General features: G+C 67.5%; 15 protein-coding genes. 8 read left to right on the top strand and 7 right to left on the bottom strand.

Annotated elements, in window-relative coordinates; translation table 11 throughout:
- Positions 1-12: 12 nt before the first annotated feature.
- The 4 genes from FOB72_RS25145 to FOB72_RS25130 all read right to left on the bottom strand — a co-directional run bounded on the left by FOB72_RS25145 (position 13) and on the right by FOB72_RS25130 (position 3524).
- On the bottom strand, positions 13-987 hold the full coding sequence (locus FOB72_RS25145; protein WP_150375369.1) for a Bug family tripartite tricarboxylate transporter substrate binding protein: 975 nt from the start codon (positions 985-987) through the stop codon (positions 13-15).
- 51 nt (positions 988-1038) lie between these two features.
- Positions 1039-1797, bottom strand: a complete 759-nt coding sequence (locus FOB72_RS25140) for an SDR family oxidoreductase (RefSeq protein WP_150375368.1) — start codon at positions 1795-1797, stop codon at positions 1039-1041.
- 67 nt (positions 1798-1864) lie between these two features.
- Complete coding sequence (locus FOB72_RS25135; protein ID WP_150375367.1) at positions 1865-2557, bottom strand: fumarylacetoacetate hydrolase family protein; 693 nt, start codon at positions 2555-2557, stop codon at positions 1865-1867.
- A gap of 13 nt (positions 2558-2570) precedes the next feature.
- Positions 2571-3524 carry a 2-hydroxyacid dehydrogenase gene (locus FOB72_RS25130; protein ID WP_150375366.1) on the bottom strand — a complete coding sequence of 318 codons (954 nt, stop codon included), beginning with the start codon at positions 3522-3524 and terminating at the stop codon, positions 2571-2573.
- A 139-nt stretch (positions 3525-3663) separates the two neighbouring features.
- On the opposite strand from FOB72_RS25130, the gene FOB72_RS25125 reads away from it, so the two are divergent.
- Positions 3664-4788, top strand: coding sequence for a citrate/2-methylcitrate synthase (locus FOB72_RS25125; protein ID WP_191002426.1), 1125 nt, complete (start codon positions 3664-3666; stop codon positions 4786-4788).
- 24 nt (positions 4789-4812) lie between these two features.
- Here the strand turns inward: FOB72_RS25125 and FOB72_RS32295 are convergent, their stop codons facing one another.
- Complete coding sequence (locus FOB72_RS32295; protein ID WP_191002404.1) at positions 4813-4956, bottom strand: hypothetical protein; 144 nt, start codon at positions 4954-4956, stop codon at positions 4813-4815.
- Positions 4957-5068: 112 nt separating this feature from the next.
- Between FOB72_RS32295 and FOB72_RS25120 the strand changes: the two genes are divergently transcribed.
- From FOB72_RS25120 to FOB72_RS25100, 5 genes are all read left to right on the top strand, one after another.
- Positions 5069-5977: a LysR substrate-binding domain-containing protein gene (locus FOB72_RS25120; protein ID WP_150375364.1), complete on the top strand. Its 909-nt coding sequence runs from the start codon at positions 5069-5071 to the stop codon at positions 5975-5977.
- Positions 5978-6124: 147 nt separating this feature from the next.
- Positions 6125-6739 (top strand): isochorismatase family protein, encoded by a 615-nt coding sequence (locus FOB72_RS25115; RefSeq protein ID WP_150375363.1) that lies wholly within the window; start codon positions 6125-6127, stop codon positions 6737-6739.
- A gap of 27 nt (positions 6740-6766) precedes the next feature.
- On the top strand, positions 6767-8278 hold the full coding sequence (locus FOB72_RS25110; protein ID WP_150375362.1) for a GMC family oxidoreductase: 1512 nt from the start codon (positions 6767-6769) through the stop codon (positions 8276-8278).
- Positions 8275-9213, top strand: coding sequence for an alpha/beta hydrolase (locus FOB72_RS25105; protein WP_150375361.1), 939 nt, complete (start codon positions 8275-8277; stop codon positions 9211-9213). The genes FOB72_RS25110 and FOB72_RS25105 overlap by 4 nt, the downstream gene beginning before the upstream one ends.
- A gap of 198 nt (positions 9214-9411) precedes the next feature.
- Complete coding sequence (locus tag FOB72_RS25100) at positions 9412-10581, top strand: GGDEF domain-containing protein (protein WP_150375360.1); 1170 nt, start codon at positions 9412-9414, stop codon at positions 10579-10581.
- Positions 10582-10599: 18 nt separating this feature from the next.
- Here FOB72_RS25100 and FOB72_RS25095 read toward each other — a convergent pair whose 3' ends face one another.
- Both FOB72_RS25095 and FOB72_RS25090 read right to left on the bottom strand, forming a co-directional pair.
- Positions 10600-11550, bottom strand: coding sequence for an ornithine cyclodeaminase family protein (locus FOB72_RS25095; protein ID WP_150375359.1), 951 nt, complete (start codon positions 11548-11550; stop codon positions 10600-10602).
- A gap of 83 nt (positions 11551-11633) precedes the next feature.
- Positions 11634-13757, bottom strand: coding sequence for a TonB-dependent receptor (locus FOB72_RS25090; RefSeq protein ID WP_150375358.1), 2124 nt, complete (start codon positions 13755-13757; stop codon positions 11634-11636).
- A 177-nt stretch (positions 13758-13934) separates the two neighbouring features.
- On the opposite strand from FOB72_RS25090, the gene FOB72_RS25085 reads away from it, so the two are divergent.
- Both FOB72_RS25085 and FOB72_RS25080 read left to right on the top strand, forming a co-directional pair.
- A complete protein-coding gene (locus tag FOB72_RS25085; protein ID WP_411859883.1) occupies positions 13935-15632 on the top strand; it encodes a rhodanese-like domain-containing protein in 1698 nt (565 codons plus the stop codon).
- A gap of 115 nt (positions 15633-15747) precedes the next feature.
- On the top strand, positions 15748-16755 hold the full coding sequence (locus FOB72_RS25080) for a tripartite tricarboxylate transporter substrate binding protein (protein WP_150375357.1): 1008 nt from the start codon (positions 15748-15750) through the stop codon (positions 16753-16755).
- Positions 16756-16825 lie beyond the last annotated feature (70 nt).

The following is a 16825-nucleotide window of genomic DNA, read 5'->3' as shown; positions in this document are numbered from 1 at the left end:
CCTGAGTCGCCATTATTCGGGCTGGATATTGGCCTCCCGCACCACCTTGCCCCACTTCGCGAGATCGGATTTGATGACGGCCGCGTACTGCTGCGGCGTGCCACCCTGTACCTCGATGCCCGCCGCCTCCAGCTTCGCGCGGACTTCCGGCAGCTTCAGCGCGGCATTGATCTCGGCATTGAGCTTGTTGACGATGTCCTTCGGCGTGCCGGCCGGCGCCAGGAAGCCGCCGTTGGTATTGGCGTCATACCCCTTCAGCCCCTGCTCCTCGGCCGTCGGCACATTGGGCAATACCTTCGCGCGTGTCTTCGTCGAGACCGCCACCGCGCGCACGTTGCCCGATTTCACCTGCTCCGCGATCGCGCTGATCGTGTCGATATAGAGCACGGTACGGCCCGCGATCAGGTCCGGATGCGCGGCCGACGAGCCCTTGTACGGCACCAGCAGCACGGGCGCGCCGCTGCTCATGCGGAACATCTCGGCCGCCATTTCCTGCGCGCTGCCACGGCCCGACGTCGCGACCTTGGCCTCGGCCGGATTCGCCTTCATCCAGCTGACGAGCTCGGGCAGCGTCTTCACCGGCAGCTTCGGATAGACCGCGAACACGAGCGGAATCTCGTGCGTGTAGACGATCGGCTCGAAGCTCTTTTCAGGATCCCAGCCCAGGTTCCTGAACAGGAACTTGTTGATGTTATGGCTGCCGGCGACGATGCCGATCGTGTAGCCATCGGGCCTGGCATTCGCGAGCACCGCGGTGCCGAGGTTGTTCGACGCGCCCGGACGGTTCTCGACGATAAACGGCTGGCCGAGCTTGACCGACAGTTTCTCGCCGACCACGCGCGCGATCAGGTCGATGCCGCCGCCGGCGGGCGCGGGCACGATGATGGTGACGGGACGTGTGGGGTAGTTCTGCGCCATCGCCACGCCCGACGCCACGGCGAGGGCCGCGCCGGCGGCGAGGGTCTTGAGCAGCTTGTGGAATTGCATCGTTGTCTCCTTTTGTAGTCTGTTCTGATCGAGCGAGCTTGGCCGTCTACATCAGCCGCGGCCGGAGAACGGCATATGGCTCGCCATCACCGTCATCGTCAGCACGTTGGCATCGAGCGGCAGCGATGCCATATGGCGCACCGCGTTGGCGACGTGCTTCGCGTCCATCATCGGCTCCGGCGCCGTGGTGCCGTTGGCTTGCAGCACGCCGCGCGTCATGCGTTCCGACAGCTCGGTCAGCGCGTTGCCGATATCGATCTGGCTCGCGACGATGTTGTACGCGCGGCCATCGAGGGCCAGTGCCTTGGTAATGCCCGTCACCGCATGCTTGCTCGCGGTGTACGGTGCCGTGAACGGGCGCGGCGTATGCGCGGAGATCGAGCCGTTGTTGATGATGCGCCCACCTTGTGGCGACTGGCGGCGCATGAGCCCGAACGCGGCCCGCGCGCACAGGAACACGCCCGTGACATTGGTGTTGACGACGTTGAACCACTTGTCCAGCGGCAGTTCGTCCATCGGCACCGCGGGCGCATTGACGCCGGCGTTGTTGAACACCATGTCCACACGGCCGAACTCGCGCTCGATGTCGTCGAACAGCGCCTGCACGCTGTCGGGATCGGTCACGTCGGTCGGGATGGCCACCGCATGCTGGCCACGCGCGGCGGCTTCGGCCGCGAGCGCCTGCAGCGGTTCGGGTCGGCGGCCAGCGAGCACGACGGTCCAGCCGTCATCGAGCAGTGCCAGCGCGGTCAGCCTGCCGACGCCGCTGCCGGCACCGGTCACGAGGGCGATTTTTCGGGATGCGTTCAAGGACTGTCTCCTGTTGGAAGCCGCGGCGGTCTGTCGCCGCTTGCGTTGCTGGGGGATTAGCGTCGTGTCATGGCGCGGGGCCGGCGACCGTCATCGACAACTCGCCGATGCCACCGATACTCGCGTCGAGCCTGTCGCCGTCCTGCAGCGCGCCCACGCCGGCCGGCGTGCCCGTAAAGATCAGATCGCCGGGCATCAGCGCGACCGAGCGCGACAGCATGGCGACGAGCTCCGGCACGGGAAACAGCAATCCGGACAGATCGTCCTGCTGGCGCGCGACGCCGTTGACCGCCAGGCGGATGGACCCCGCGCGAGGATGGCCGCATGTAGCCACGGGCACGACCGGCCCGCACGGCGCCGAATGATCGAACGCCTTCGACGGCTCCCACGGATCGCCCGCGCGCCTGGCCTGCTGCTGCAGGTCGCGCCGCGTCATGTCGAGCCCCACCGCGTAGCCCCAGATATGCGAGGCCGCATGCGCCGGGTCGATATCGCGTCCGCCGTCGCCGATGGCCACCACGAGTTCGACCTCGTGGCAGAACTCGGCGGTGGCCGGCGGATACGGCAACGCGCCCTGTGCGGGCACCACCGCCGTGGCCGGCTTCATGAACCATGCCGGCATGCGCGCGGGTTTGGGCTCGTCGGGGCTCCAGCGATAGTTGCGGCCGATGCAGAACACCCGTGCCACCGGAAAGCGCGCGTCGCAGCCGTCTACCGCGAGCGAGACCGGCGGGGCGGGCGGAAAGACGTAGTTCGTCATGGGAGCAATGGAATCAGGTCGTCAGGCTCATCGCCGGACGCTGCCCGGCCAGGCCCTGTGCCACGCTGTCCAGCACCATGCGCGCCATCGCGGTACGCGTTTCCCACGTTGCGCTCGCGCGATGCGCCTGCAGCGTGGTGCGGTCGGACGCGCGCAGCGCCAGCGGCACGCGCGGCTCATCGACGAACACATCGAGCCCCGCGCCCGCGATACGGCCCGCGGCAATGGCCTCGGCAAGGTCGGCTTCGTTGACCAGCCTGCCGCGCGCCACGTTGACGAGAAAGCCGCGCGGACCCAGCGCGTCGAGTACCGCGGCATCGACGATGCCCTCGGCCTTGTCGGCGGCCGCGCAGAGGATCAGCGCATCGCTGGCACGCGCGAGGTCGCGCAGATCGGCGACGAACTCGTGCGGCACGTCGTCCATGCGGCCAAGGTCGGTATAGCGGATGGGGCAGCCGAATGCGGCCGCGCGCGTGGCCACCGCACGGCCCACACGGCCCATGCCGACGATGCCGACGTTCATGCCGCTGAAGCGGCGTGCCAGCGGAATCGCGCTCGGCGACGGATGCAGTTCCCACTGGCCGTCGCGCACGAAGCGATCGCCCGCGGCGATATTGCGGCAGGCCGCGATCAGCAGGCCGATGGCCAGATCGGCCACGTCTTCGGTCAGCGCGCCGAGCGTCGCGGTAACGGGCAGGCCGCGCTCGCGGCAGTAGGCGAGGTCCACCGCATCGGTGCCGACGCCATTGACGGCGACCACCTTGAGCGATGGCAACTGTTCGAGCATGGCACGCGAGATGCCGGTGTGGCCGCCCGTGATGACGGCCTCGATCGATGCGCCGTGCGCCGTGAGCCACGCTGCCTGATCCGCGATCTCGAAGAACTTGTTGACCTCGTAGAGGCTGGCGAGCTCGTCGTTGATCGCCGGAATCAGGATGGGATTGAGTTGCAGGATCTGCGGCTTCATGTCCTCGGGCCGTGTCGCGTTGAAGGTTGACTGCCATGGTATGTAATACTTGATTGGCAAGGCAATATTGATCTATAAAATCAACATATAAAACCAAGCGACAGCGACAGGAGTACGACCGGTGGGTACCTGGATCACGATGGACGAGGCGTGCGAGCGTCTGGGCGTGCGGCCGCAGACGGTCTACGCGTATGTGAGCCGCGGCAAGCTCGAGGTCACCTCCGACCCGGCCGATACGCGGCGCAGCCTCTACCGCGCCGAGGACGTGGCGACGCTCGCGCGGCGCAAGCAGCAGGGCCGCAAGCACGAGACCCTTGCCACCAATACGCTGTTCGGCGCGGAGCCGAGCATTCCGACATCGATCTCGACGTTCGCGCGCGAACGGCTCTACTACCGCGGTCGGGATGCGGTGACGATGGCCGCGTCCGCCACGCTCGAGGAAGCGGCGCAATGGCTGTGGAATGCGCAGTCCCCCGTCGATCTGTCCTCGACGGTGCGGGTCGCCAGACCGGGCCGCGTGGCGGCCTTCACGTCGCTGGCCACGCTGGCCGCGACGGGGCACTCGACGCATGGCCGCACGACGCGCGTGCTCCATGGCGAGGGGCAAAGCCTCGTCGGGCAACTGGCCAATGCATTCGGTGCGCAGCCGGGCCAGCAGCCGCTGCATCTGCGCTTCGCGCAGGGATGGAAGCAGCCGGCGAAGGTGGCCGAGCTATTGCGGACGGCGATGGTGCTGCTCGTCGATCACGAACTGACGAGCTCCGCGTTCGCCGCGCGGATTGCCGCGTCGAACGGCGCATCGCTGCCGGCCTGCCTGCTGTCGGGGCTGACCACGTTGTCCGGGCCGCTGCATGGCGATGCCTCGGGCCGCGTGCGGGCGTTGTTCGGTGACGTGGAGCGGCGCGGCGAGGATCAGGTGATTGCCCACCATCTGTCGACGGGGCAGCCGTTCGCGGGCTTCGGCCACCATCTCTATCCCGATGGCGATCCGCGCGCGGCGGCGCTGCTGGCCCTGTTCGAGCCGCCCGAGGTCATCGCGCGCTTTATCGACAAGGCGACGCAGCTCACGGGTTTGCAGCCGAATATCGACGTCGCGCTGGCCGCGCTCGTGATGCACCATGGCTTGCCCGACGACGCGGCCTTCGGCCTGTTCGCCACCGCGCGCAGCATCGGCTTGCTGGCGCATAGCATCGAGCAGCTCGGCATCGCGCAGGTCATCCGTCCGCGCGGGCGCTATGTGGGGACGCTGCCCGAGAAGGCCTAGGTGGGTGGCGATCGATCCGGATGGCTATCGATCGCGAGTCAGGCTGACGCCCTCGTCGACCACGCCATAGACGCTGATGCCCGACTGGCCGTCGCTGGGGCGCGAGGCGCAACCCGTGAAGGCGCCGAGCGCGGCGGCAATCGCAAGAATGGCGGTGAGGATTCGCATGGTGTGCCAACGTAAGGACAAACAGGTAGGACGCCCGCGCACGCGGTAAGTTCGGGCCATGATCATGGCGTAGCATTGCGCAAGTCACATTGCCAGGAACGCCCCCGCCACAATGATCGATCTCAACGACGTCTTCTACTTTGCGAAGGTGGTCGAGCACCAGGGTATTACGGCCGCCGCCCGCGTGCTCGACGTACCCAAGTCCAGCATCAGCCGCCGCATTCTCGCGCTCGAGGCCGCGCTTGGCGCGCGCCTGATCCAGCGGACATCGCGCCGGTTCGTGATTACCGAGATCGGCACCGAGTTTCATCGCCACGCGCTGGCGATGCTGGTCGAGGCGGAAGCCGCGGAGAACGTCGTGCGCACGCGCACGGCCGAGCCGAGCGGCACGATCCGCTTCACCTGTTCGGTCGCCGTGGCGCAGCTCGTGCTCGCGACGCTGATCCCGCGCTTTATGGCCGCGCACCCGCGCGTGCGCATCGTCGAGCATGCGACAAACCGGCATGTCGACCTCGTGCACGAGGGCTTCGACATGGGGCTGCGCGCGCATATGGCGCCGCTGCCCGATTCGTCGCTGGTCCAGCGCCCGCTCGCGCAGATTCCGTGGACGCTGTTTGCGAGCCCCGCCTATCTCAAACGCAGGGGCACCCCCGGCTCGCCGGACGAACTGGCCGATCACGACGCGATCGCGCTCGGGGCGCCGCAGGATAGCTATGCGTGGAATTTGCGCGACGTCCGCCACGCGGACCAGATCCATACGGTGACGTACACGCCGAGCCTCGTCAGCGACGACATGGCCACGCTCAAGGCCGCCGCGTGCGAAGGCGTGGGCATCGTGGCGCTGCCCGGCTATGTGGGGCGCGCGGAAATGGCGTCGGGCAGGCTCGTGCGCGTGCTGCCGCAGTGGATCGCGGGGGTCGCCACGCTGACGTTGCTGATGCCTTCCCGGCGCGGCCTGCTGCCCTCCGTTCGGGCATTCGGCGAATACCTTGCCAACGAAGTGCCGTTGCTGGTGCAGTAGCCGCCGCTTCTTGTTTTGAGGTCCATCGTCTCATTGGTGGGACGATGGTTCCTGTTTTGACCCGCTGTTTTCCCATCGTCCCATTTGTAAAGTGGTTCTCAAGCCGCGACCGAACCCGGATGCGGTGCCAACCCAACGGAGAGAACCATGAACGCCCACAACAACCGCCTGACCCGTGACAACGCCGTACTGCTGCTGGTGGACCACCAGATCGGTCTCTATACCGGTGTCCGCGACATCGACACGCTCGAGTTGACGCACAACGTGGTCGGCCTTGCCAAGGCCGCGGTCGCCCTTGGCGTGCCCGTCATCGTGACCACGACCACGGAGAACCTCTGGGGTCCGATGATCCCGGAACTGAGCGAGGCGCTGCCCGGCGTGTCCGTGATCGAGCGCACGACCGTGAACGCATGGGACGAACCGCGCGTCGTCGCCGCGGTCGAGGCGACCGGCCGCAAGAAGCTGATCGTTACGGGCATTTCCACCGATGTGTGCCTGGCCTTCCCCGCGATGTCGGCGCTCGATGCCGGCTACGACAGCTTTGCCGTGATCGATGCCTCCGGCGGCTTCTCGAAGACGCAGGTGCAGATGGGCGTGGCGCGCATGCAGCAGGCGGGCGTGGTGCCGGTCTGCTATTCGAACGTGGCGGTCGAGATCCTGGCCGATAACGCCGCGCCGGAAGCGCAGGCCGTCTATGCCGCGCTCGGGATGCCGTTCGCCGGCCTCGTGTTCGGCCTCAAGCAGTACTACTCGCGCGGCTGAGCGCCGGCCTCGATCGGGAGAGAGATCATGGAATACGACATCGTCATCGTGGGCGGCGGCAGCGCGGGCGCAGTGCTGGCGCGCCGGCTCAGCGAATCCTCGCAGCGGCGCGTGCTGTTGCTCGAAGCGGGTCCCGCGTATCGGCCGTCCGGCTATCCCGATGCGCTCGCGCTGGCCGATCGGGTCGGCGGCGACGCGGCGCACGACTGGGGGTACAAGTCGGAGGCGGGCGGCATCGGGCACGCGATCCATGCGCGCCGAGGCCGTGTGCTCGGCGGCAGTTCCGCGGTGAACGCCGCAGTGGCGATGCGCGCGCGGCCCGCCGATTTCGATCGCTGGGCGCAGCGAGGCATCACGGGCTGGTCCGCCGCCGAAGTCCTGCAGAGTTTTCGCAAGCTCGAGTCCGCGCCCTACGGCGACGAGGCATGGCATGGACGCGAAGGTCCGCTGCAGGTCCGGCAGATGACGTCGAAGGCGTTGACGCCGTCGCTGCGCGGGTTTGTCGATGCGACCGCCGCGCTCGGTTTCGAACGTATCGCCGATTTCAACGCCGAGACGCAGCATGGCGTCGGTCCCTATCCGCTCAACGTCGTCGATGGCGTGCGGCAGAACACGGGTATCGCGTACCTCACGGCCGAAGTGCGCCGCCGTCCCAACCTCGAGATCCGGCCGGACGCCGAAGTCGATCGCGTGATGGTGGAGGGCGGACGCGCGTATGGCGTGCGGCTCGTCGATGGCACGCTGATCGCTGCGGGCGCGGTGATCCTGTCGGCCGGCGCCTATGGCAGCCCCGCGATACTGATGCGTTCGGGCATCGGTCCCGCCGACGAGCTGCGCGCGCTTGGCATCGCACCGATCGCCGACTTGCCGGTGGGCCGTCGCCTGATGGATCATCCGTTCTACTACAACGTCTACGCATTGCGGCGCGAGTTCAATGCGATGACACCGGCGGCCGGCGCGATCCTGTGGACGCGTTCGCACGAGGCGGCGCCAGGCGAGCTGGACCTGCATGTCTCGGCCACGCATATCTGGGACCCCGCGGCGAGCCCGACCGGTGGCGCGATCGTGCTGGCGACCGCACTGACACTGCCCGAATCCGTCGGCACGGTGCGGCTCGCGAGTGCGGATCCGCGCGTTGCGCCGCGCATCGATTTCAACTTCCTCTCCACTGCGCGCGATCGCCGCCGCCTGCTCGAAGGCGTACGATTGTCGCGGCAGATCGGCGCGACCGCACCGTTCGCGGATCTCGTCGCGCACGAGATGGAACCGGGCCGCCACGTGCAGACCGATGCGGAACTCGAAGCAGCCGTCGTTGCGGCGCTCGACACCTATCAGCATGCGACATCCACCGTGCCGATGGGGGCGGACGGCGATGCGTCGGCAGTGGTCGATACGCTCGGCGCGGTGCGTGGCATCGGCGGGCTGCGCGTGATCGACGCATCGATCCTGCCCGAGATTCCCTCGGTCGCGACCAACCTCACGACGATCATGGCGGCCGAGCATATCGCCGCGCGCGTGACCGACTGGAGCCGATCATGACATCCACGACGACATATGTGATGCCGCTGCGCGCGGAGGATGCGGCCGCGAAACCCGCGCTGCTGGAATCGTTCGCGCGCTACTGGGCCGAGCATGCTGGCGACGATCTGCGTACCACCTACGACTGCTTTGTCGCGGCCACGCCGCCCGCGACGGGCGTGACCGCTGTGGCGGTCGATGAGGGGGACGTGCGCGGATGGTGGCTGCTGCCGGCCGGCTTCGCTGGCGCCCCCGCCCGTGCCATGCTCTACCTGCACGGTGGCGGCTATGTGCTCGGCTCCGCCACCGCGTACCGGCACTTCGCGAGCCAGATCGTGGCGCGCACCGGCCGCGCGATGTTCGTGCTCGACTACCCGCTCGCGCCCGAGCAGTCGCTGCCCGTCGCGCACGACGTCGCCTTTGCCGCCGTGCGGTGGCTCGCCCGCAAGGGCGTCAGGCAACTGGCCGTCGTCGGCGACTCTGCCGGCGGCGGATTGTCGCTATCGCTGATGGCATCGCTGGTGCACGCCGCGGCAACGGAAGCATCCGATCTGCCAGTGCTGCGCGCGGGCGCGATGTTCTCGCCCTGGGCGGACCTGTCGCTCTCCGGCGCGAGCATGACCGATCCGGAGATTCACGACGTGCTGCTGACGCGCGACTATCTCGCGGACAGCGCCGGCAAGTATCTGGGCAGCGCGCCCCCCGCGCATCCGATGGCCTCGCCGCTGTTCGGCATTCCGCCGGGCATGCCGCCGCTCTACATTCAGGTGGGCACCGAAGAATTGCTGCGCGACGATGCCATCCGCTATGCGCGGCGCGCGAGCGAGCAGGGCAACGCGGTGACGCTCGAGATCTGGGAGGGCATGCATCACGTGTTTCAGTTCAACGTGAGGGAGCTTGCCAGCGCGCGCGATGCGCTCGATCGCGTGGCGGCGTTTCTGCGTGACCGTTTGTAGGCCAGCGGTTCGGCCGATGCGGGGACAGAAGTCAGGACAGCAGTGAGGACGGAAGTGAGGACGGAAGTGAGGGGTCGCCTTGCGGAAAACCCTGAAAAGTGAACGATTCGGCGCGTCGCAGGACCAGAATTCCAACGTAGAATTCGGCTGGCCGCAGCGGGGGACTCCGCAGACCGGCGCAATGTCTTTACATTCGCGATGTACGTCGATCTCCTCACTCTTTATCTCCTGGCAATCGGGACGCTGCTGGCCAGTGCCGCCATGATTTTCTGGGAGCACCGGACCAACCCCAGGCGCAGCCGCTCGCTGCGGATCCTGTCGGCCGGCTTCGCGACCCTTGCGACCGGCTGCGTGATGGTGCTCGTCCGCAAGAAGCTGCCCGGCATCAGCGGCGCCATGATCAGCAACCTGATCATGCTGTGCGGCTATCTGCTGATTCTCGGTGGCGTTGCCTCCTTGCGCGGCGCGAGCGTGCGCGGGCGCGCGGCGGTCATCCTCGTTGTCATGGCGCTGATATGGCTGATCGGCGGCGTGCGCTATCAGGATGTGGTCTGGGCCTATGTGAGCGCGTTCCCCATTGCGCTGATCAGCGGCATGACGGCGTGGGAGATGCTGCGCTGCGACGAGATGAAGACGCTGCACTCGCGGCGTATCGTGGCGGCGGTCACCGGTATCCATTCGCTGTTCTATGTCGCGCGCACGGTCATCCTGCCGTGGGTGGTGAGCGCCTACGGCCCCGCGGCGCAGTCGATGGCCAGCAAGATCACGATGTACGAGGGCGTGCTGTTCTCGGTGGTGCTGCCGATGACGTTGCTGAAGCTCATGCGTGAAGAAATGCATGGGCAACTGCTGCGCGAGTCGCAGACCGACTACCTGACGCGCCTGGGCAATCGCCGCTGGTTCTTCGAGCAGGGCGCGCGGATGCTCGAGGGTGCACGTGGGCGCGGACCCGTGGCCGTGCTGGCGTTCGACCTCGACCAGTTCAAGGCCATCAACGATATGCACGGCCATCAGACCGGCGACACGGTATTGAAGTCGTTCGCGGAGATCGCACGCGGTGTGGTGGGCGCGGACGTACTGCTCGCGCGCATCGGCGGCGAGGAGTTCGCGGCGCTGCTGACCGGCGACGACGCGCGCCGCGCGCCGGCACTGGGACAGGCCATCGCGCGGGCTTTCGCTGACGCGATTCCGAACCGCATCGACAGCGTCGGCGTGCCGGCCACGGTCAGCATCGGCCTTGCGCAGTTCGACGACGATGCGCCCGGCCTCACGGCCGCATTGGCCGCGGCGGACCGGGCGCTCTATCGCGCCAAGTCGCTGGGCGGCAACCGGCTGGAGGTCGCGGGCGTGGAGCAGGCCACGGCATAGGCGCACGTCAGGCGCACGTCAGTCGCGCGCCGCTGTGAGCTGCTGGTAGGCGAGGCGCGCGCTGGCCAGGTCTTCCAGCGCCGTGCCGACCGCCTTGAAAACGGTACGTTCGCCGGCCGACTGCCGGCCCGCGCAGGTGCCGCGCGCAAGCCCGGTCAGATCGCCCCGTATCGCGTCTGCTGTCAGGTAGCCCGCGGCGACCGCGTTGATCAGATCTCCGGACTTGGCCGGCGCTTCGTCGGTATCGACCCAGACCGATGCATTGGCAAAGCACGCGGGCTCGGCTTCGGTCATGCGCGGCGTAAAGCTGCCGATCAGGTCCAGATGACTGCCCGCCGCGAGCCATTCCGCGCGAATCAGCGGTGTCGTGGCCAGCGTCGCGCAACTGACGATATCGGCGGCGCGCACTGCGGTCTCGAGATCTTCCGCCGCGCTGGCCGGCAGGCCCTGATCGCGCAGCGCCTGTGCGCAGCGGGCCGCGCCGCCGGCATCGATATCCCAGATGGCAATGCGGTCGAGCTGACGGATACTGGCCATGGCCGGTGCCACCAGGCTGCCGACGCGGCCCGCGCCGACCACCAGCAGCGAACGCGCGTCGGGGCGCGCCAGATAGTCGGCCGCCAGCGCGGCCGCCGCGGCGGTGCGGCGCGACGTGATCTCGTTGCCGTCGAACATGGCCAGCGGCGCGCCCGTCCGCGCGTCGTACAGCATGTAGGTCGAGTGCAGGCCCGGCAGGCCATGCGCGGCATTGCCCTCGTAGATATTGACGATCTTGACGCCATAGAAGCCGACATCGTCCCAGGCGGGCATCAGCAGCGAGATACCGGCGCCGGGCTGGCCGGATTCGCCAATGTTATGGGTATGCCGCAACGGAACCGTGGCGCCGGCGGCAAACGCGTCGCGCAACGCGCGGATCAGTAGCGGGAACGGCAACAGCGCTCTCAGCAGCGCGGCTTCGGGTTGCAGCACGACGACTCCTTTTCTCTTGGGCGATGGAATTGGGGCAATGCTAGCCGGAGCACCGGGGCGCATACAAGCAGGCCCACCCGAAGTCAGAAGCGATAGTTCACCGTGAACTCCACGCGGCGGCCCGTGCCCTGCAGCCATTGCGTGGGGTTGTAGTAGGCGGTGGTCACGTACTGTCGGTCGAAGATGTTGTAGCCGCGCAGTGACAGCGTGATACCGCGGCGCGGGCGCCATTGCAGCAAGGCGTCGGTGGTCGTGTACGCGGGCATCTCGAGTGTGTTCGCGCGGTCGGCAAAGCGGCGGCCGACGTAGCGGATGCCGGAGCCGAAGGTCCATCCCGGCAGGAAGCGCCATGTCAGCCAGACGTTGGCGAGCCGTTCGGGGACATCCGTCGGGACATTGCCGGCGCGCGACACGGCCGCGCCGCCCACCGATTCGGCGAAGTCGTCATAGCGTGCCTGCAGCACGGCGGCGTTCGCATCGAGGCGCCAGCCGGGCAGGAACTCGACGCCGACCGTCGCTTCCAGCCCTTTCGTGGACTGTTCTCCGACCTGAACGCTGAGCGAGGGATCGATGACGTCGCGCGTGACGAGGTTCTTCTTGACGATGCGATACGCGGCCAGCGTCCATTCGCCCTTGTTGGCGAGGAAGTTCTGCTTGACCCCGGCCTCCACCTGATGGCCCGTGGAAAGGCTGAAGTTGCTGTTGGCCGGCGACAGCATCAACAGCGCGCTGACCGGATCCGCGGCCTCCGAGTACTGCGCGTAGACGGCAAGGTTTTCGGTGAGGTTGTAGACCGTGCCCGCGCGCCAGCCCACGTGCGAGAAGCTCTTGTCGTAGGCCTGCCGGTTCGTGACGAGGTCGTGGCGGCGAATATCGGCATGGTCGTACCGCAGACCCGCGAGGACCGACCAGCGCGGTGTGATCTCGAGCCGGTCTTCGGCGAAAAACGCGTACTGCGTGGCATCGTTGTCGTAGCGCGGGCTCGTGCCGGCCACGTTGATAAAGGTGCCGCGATCGAACACGTAGGGGTCCACCGTCGAGCTGCCCGAGTACGGCGAGTTGTTCGTGTGACGGAACGCGGCGCGATTGACGTCGTACCCGAAGGAGACACTGTTCTTCATGCCGAACGGCGCATGCCGGAGCACGATGCTGGAGGTATTGCCGACCTGCCACTGGTCATGGAGGATTTCGACGTAGTCCGAGCGGCCGATCATGCCGCTCGCGGGCAGATAGTTGTAGTACTCCGCATTGCGCCAGTGGCGCTTGCTGTCGATGTAGTAGAGCCGCGATTGCACGGTGACGTTCGCGTTGGGCGTCCATTTGGCCGCGAGCTCGGTCCATGCGTCGTCGTACTTGATCTGGCTGTCGGCCACGTTGTAGTTCTTGCGGCGCAGGCCCGGATCCTGCGCGCCGTTCACGAGCGGCACCCCGAAATATCGTTCGGGCTCCTGCCATCCCTTCGCATAGCTGAGCTTCACGCTCAGGTCCGACGTCGGGTCCCATTGCAGCGCGCCCGATAGCGACAGATCGCGCGAACTGCCGAAGTCCACCCATCCGTCGGAGCGATTACCGCTGGCGTCGAGCCGATATGACCACGTCTCGCCGATCGCGCCGCCGCTGCCGAAGGCGAGGCGTTGCGTGGCGTTGCTGCCGACCGTGGCCTGCACCTCGTTCTCGATGGCGCCGCGCGTGGGCTGCTTCGGTACGATATTGACGACACCGCCGATCGCGCCTTCGCCGAAGATGACCGATGCCGGCCCGCGCAGTACCTCGATCCGCTCGACGGACCAGGTGTCGAACGGGAACGTCACGCCGATGCCGCCGTATTGGCGCACGCCGTCGTAGAGCCGCATGACCGACGCCGCATCGGTAAAGCCGCGCGACGACAGCGAGGCGCCGCCATTGCCCGGATGCCCGAGGCTCGAGATTCCCGCCGCGCGGCTCACCGCATCGACGATCGATGCATCGCCACGCTCCTCGATCTGCTCGCGCGTGATCACCTCCACGCTGGCCGGCGTTTCCATCGGCGTCAGCCCGAGACTGGAGCCCACCGCGGCGCGCTCCTGCAGCACGGTCTGCGCGGCGTCCGCGCGCACGGTCACCGGCGCGAGCGCGCGGTCTTCCGCTGGCCGGGATTCCTGTGCCAGGGCAGGCAGGCACGACATCGCGACGGCGGATGCGATGGCGGGCTTTCGGAGGTGAGTCATCGGCAGGCGAGGCACAGGCGGGCGCGGCGAGGCAGGGGAAAGGAGCCCGCATTGTATGAATGCACGGACATGTGGAAAATGCGACACGAAGCCGCAGCGCGGAGGCCGGGCCTTATATGGTTCGCGCATAACCGCATGACAATTCGCAGCTTTGCGGCCATCCGTGACGTGCCTAGAATGGTCCGCCTCTTCGACGAGCCTTCCACTTCCTCCGACATGCCGAATGCTTCCATCCGCGCGATCGACGCGGCAACACTCAAATCGTGGGTCCACGACGATCAGGAGATCGCGCTGTTCGATGTGCGCGAGCACGGGCAGTATGGCGAAGGCCATCCGCTGTTCGCGGTGCCGCTGCCGTTCAGCCGGCTCGAGGCCGATGTCGGCCGTCTTGCCCCGCGTACGGACGTGCGCGTCGTGCTCGTCGATGACGGCGACGGTGTGGCCGGCGCCGCGGCGCGCGCGCTGGCGGCGCTCGGCTATACGGACGTGTTCGTCCTCGCCGGCGGCGTGCTCGCGTGGCAGGCCGCGGGATTTGCCCTCTTCAAGGGCGTCAACGTGCCGTCGAAAGTCTTTGGCGAACTCGTCGAGCATCATTTCCAGACGCCGCGCATTACCGCTGACCAATTGGCGGCCGGGTTGGCGGCCGGACTGGCGGCCGGATCGGCCGCGACGCAGGGCAGCGCTCGCGCGCCAGTCGTGCTCGACGGCCGCCCGGTCAGCGAATTCAGCAAGATGAACATTCCCGGTGCCATTTGTTGTCCGAATGGCGAGCTTGCCTACCGGATCCGTGACATCGTGCCCGATACGGAAACGCCGGTGGTCATCAACTGCGCGGGGCGCACGCGCAGCATCATCGGTGCGCAGTCGCTGATCGACGCGGGCGTGGAGAATCCCGTCTACGCGCTCGAGAACGGCACGCAGGGCTGGTATCTGAACGACCATGTGCTCGAGCATGGCGGCACCGCGCGTTATCCGGAAACGCTGTCGCCCCAATCGGTGCGGCGCGCGCGCTCGGGCGCGCAGGCGCTTTCGTCGCGCTTCGCGGTGCCGCATATCGGCGCTGGCGAGGCGGCGGCGTGGCTGGCCGATGCCAGCCGGACCACTTTTCTCTGCGATATCCGTACCGGGCAGGAGTATGCGGCCGGCACGATTGCTGGCGCGCAGCATGCGCCCGGCGGCCAGCTCGTCCAGGCGACCGACCAGTACGTCGGCGTGCGACGCGCGCGGCTGATCGTCTTCGATGCCGATGGGGTCCGTGCCCCGATCATCGCTCACTGGCTGCGGCAGATGGGCCACGACGCCGTCGTGCTGCAGGGCGGCCTCGAGGCCGGGCGCGCGGCGCATCTGTCCGCGCGATCGGGGCCGCTTGCGACGCCGCACGATGCGCGTTCCATCTCGGCGTCCGAACTGCAGGGCAGCCTGGCCGCGGGGGCCGCGCACGTGATCGATCTGCGAGAAAGCATGGCCTTTCGCGCGGGTCATATCCCGGGCAGCGCGTGGTCGATTCGTCCACGTCTGTCGGACGATCTCGCCGGCGTGGCGAAGCAGGTGTCCATCGTCGTCATCGACGACCGCAAGAGCGCGGCCGCCGCCAGGCTGGCGATCGGTGACCTCGATACGCTCGGCTATCGGGACGTACGCGTGCTGGCGGGCGGCGTGGGCGCATGGGCGGAAGCCGGGCAGCCCTTGCACGCAGGCGCGCAGTCGCTGCCCGATGCGCACTGCATCGACTATCTGTTCTTCGTGCATGACCGTCACGACGGCAACAAGGATGCGGCACGTGCCTATCTGGCATGGGAGACTGGCCTGATCGCGCAACTGGACGCGCAGGAGCTCGCGACGTTCCGGCTGCCCGCGCACGCCGCGGCATCGTAGGAGACGCGCGACGTTTTTCGCGCATATGGATGCGCGAAACGATTCGTTCTGATCCGGCAGGTCGCTCACTAAGCTAGTTGGTTCCACATCCCGTGCCAACTGCTTCGAACCGACCATGCCGCGCCGCGCCCTGCTGACCGCTCTCCGTACCATCGCCGCCCTCGCGGTACTGGCTTCCGCGTTGCCGTGCGCCGCGCAGACCGCCGGCGCGAGCGATGCCGCTTTCGGTGCCAATGCCAGGCCTGTGCGCATCGTGGTGCCGGTTTCCGCTGGCGGCAGTGCCGACAAGCTTGCGCGCATTCTCGCGGTGAAGCTCGCGGAGCGCTGGCACCAGACCGTGATTGTCGAGAACGTTGCCGGCGGCAGCGGCACGATCGGTGCGGCACAGGTCGCGCGCGCGGCCCCCGATGGCCGCACGCTTCTTCTCGGTGGAGAGGGTGTGACGCTGAACGCTTCGCTGTTCAAGCGCCTGCCGTACGATACGAACCACGCGTTTCGCGGCGTGATCAAGGCGGTGGTGAGTCCGCAGATCCTCGTCGTGAGGCCCGATCTCGGTGTGCGCACGTTTCAGGACTACGTCGCGTACACGCGTCGCAAGCCCGGCGAACTCGCACTGGGACTACCCGGCAATGGCGGGATTGCGCACGTTGCGCACGAGATGCTCGCGCGGCAGCTCGACGTGCGCGTCAACTACATTCCCTATCCCGGCGGCGGTCCCGCGACGCTCGACCTGCTTGGGGGACATATCGATGCCACGCTGATCACGCTCGCGGCCGTCACCGACTACGTGCGCACGGGCAAGCTCACGGCGCTGGCCGTGACGACGCCATATCGCTCGAAGGCATTGCCACAGGTGCCGACCATGGCGGAGGCCGGCGTGAAGGACTTTGCCGTCGAGAGCTGGCAGGGGCTGCTCGCCCCCGCGGCCACGCCCGCCGATGTGGTGGAACGCATCTATCGCGACGCCGCGGCCGTGCTGGCCGAGCCCGCCACCCATGCACAGCTCGAAGAGGCCGGCTTCAACGTCGTGGCATCGAACCCGCGCGAGCTCGATGCGACGCTGACGCGCGATTTGCCGCGCTATGCCGCCGTCATCGCGTCGGCCGGTCTTACGCTCAACTGAACACCCTCATCGCTTGTCATTCCACCGCCATCTCATGTCCGCCACTACCGTCCCTGTCACCGCTATTTCC

It is taken from the genome of Cupriavidus pauculus, from assembly GCF_008693385.1.
Lineage (GTDB): Bacteria > Pseudomonadota > Gammaproteobacteria > Burkholderiales > Burkholderiaceae > Cupriavidus > Cupriavidus pauculus_D.
Note: the sequence above shows the minus strand (reverse complement) of the source record. Positions and strands in the feature narration are given on the sequence as shown.

Bases quoted from the DNA above. Each gene is read 5' to 3' on its own strand.
- FOB72_RS25145 (WP_150375369.1), bottom strand. From the start codon at position 987: ATGCAATTCCACAAGCTGCTCAAGACCCTCGCCGCCGGCGCGGCCCTC.
- FOB72_RS25135 (WP_150375367.1), bottom strand. From the start codon at position 2,557: ATGACGAACTACGTCTTTCCGCCCGCCCCGCCGGTCTCGCTCGCGGTA.
- FOB72_RS25130 (WP_150375366.1), bottom strand. From the start codon at position 3,524: ATGAAGCCGCAGATCCTGCAACTCAATCCCATCCTGATTCCGGCGATC.
- FOB72_RS25125 (WP_191002426.1), top strand. From the start codon at position 3,664: ATGGACGAGGCGTGCGAGCGTCTGGGCGTGCGGCCGCAGACGGTCTAC.
- FOB72_RS32295 (WP_191002404.1), bottom strand. From the start codon at position 4,956: ATGCGAATCCTCACCGCCATTCTTGCGATTGCCGCCGCGCTCGGCGCC.
- FOB72_RS25120 (WP_150375364.1), top strand. From the start codon at position 5,069: ATGATCGATCTCAACGACGTCTTCTACTTTGCGAAGGTGGTCGAGCAC.
- FOB72_RS25115 (WP_150375363.1), top strand. From the start codon at position 6,125: ATGAACGCCCACAACAACCGCCTGACCCGTGACAACGCCGTACTGCTG.
- FOB72_RS25110 (WP_150375362.1), top strand. From the start codon at position 6,767: ATGGAATACGACATCGTCATCGTGGGCGGCGGCAGCGCGGGCGCAGTG.
- FOB72_RS25105 (WP_150375361.1), top strand. From the start codon at position 8,275: ATGACATCCACGACGACATATGTGATGCCGCTGCGCGCGGAGGATGCG.
- FOB72_RS25100 (WP_150375360.1), top strand. From the start codon at position 9,412: ATGTACGTCGATCTCCTCACTCTTTATCTCCTGGCAATCGGGACGCTG.
- FOB72_RS25090 (WP_150375358.1), bottom strand. From the start codon at position 13,757: ATGACTCACCTCCGAAAGCCCGCCATCGCATCCGCCGTCGCGATGTCG.
- FOB72_RS25085 (WP_411859883.1), top strand. From the start codon at position 13,935: ATGGTCCGCCTCTTCGACGAGCCTTCCACTTCCTCCGACATGCCGAAT.
- FOB72_RS25080 (WP_150375357.1), top strand. From the start codon at position 15,748: ATGCCGCGCCGCGCCCTGCTGACCGCTCTCCGTACCATCGCCGCCCTC.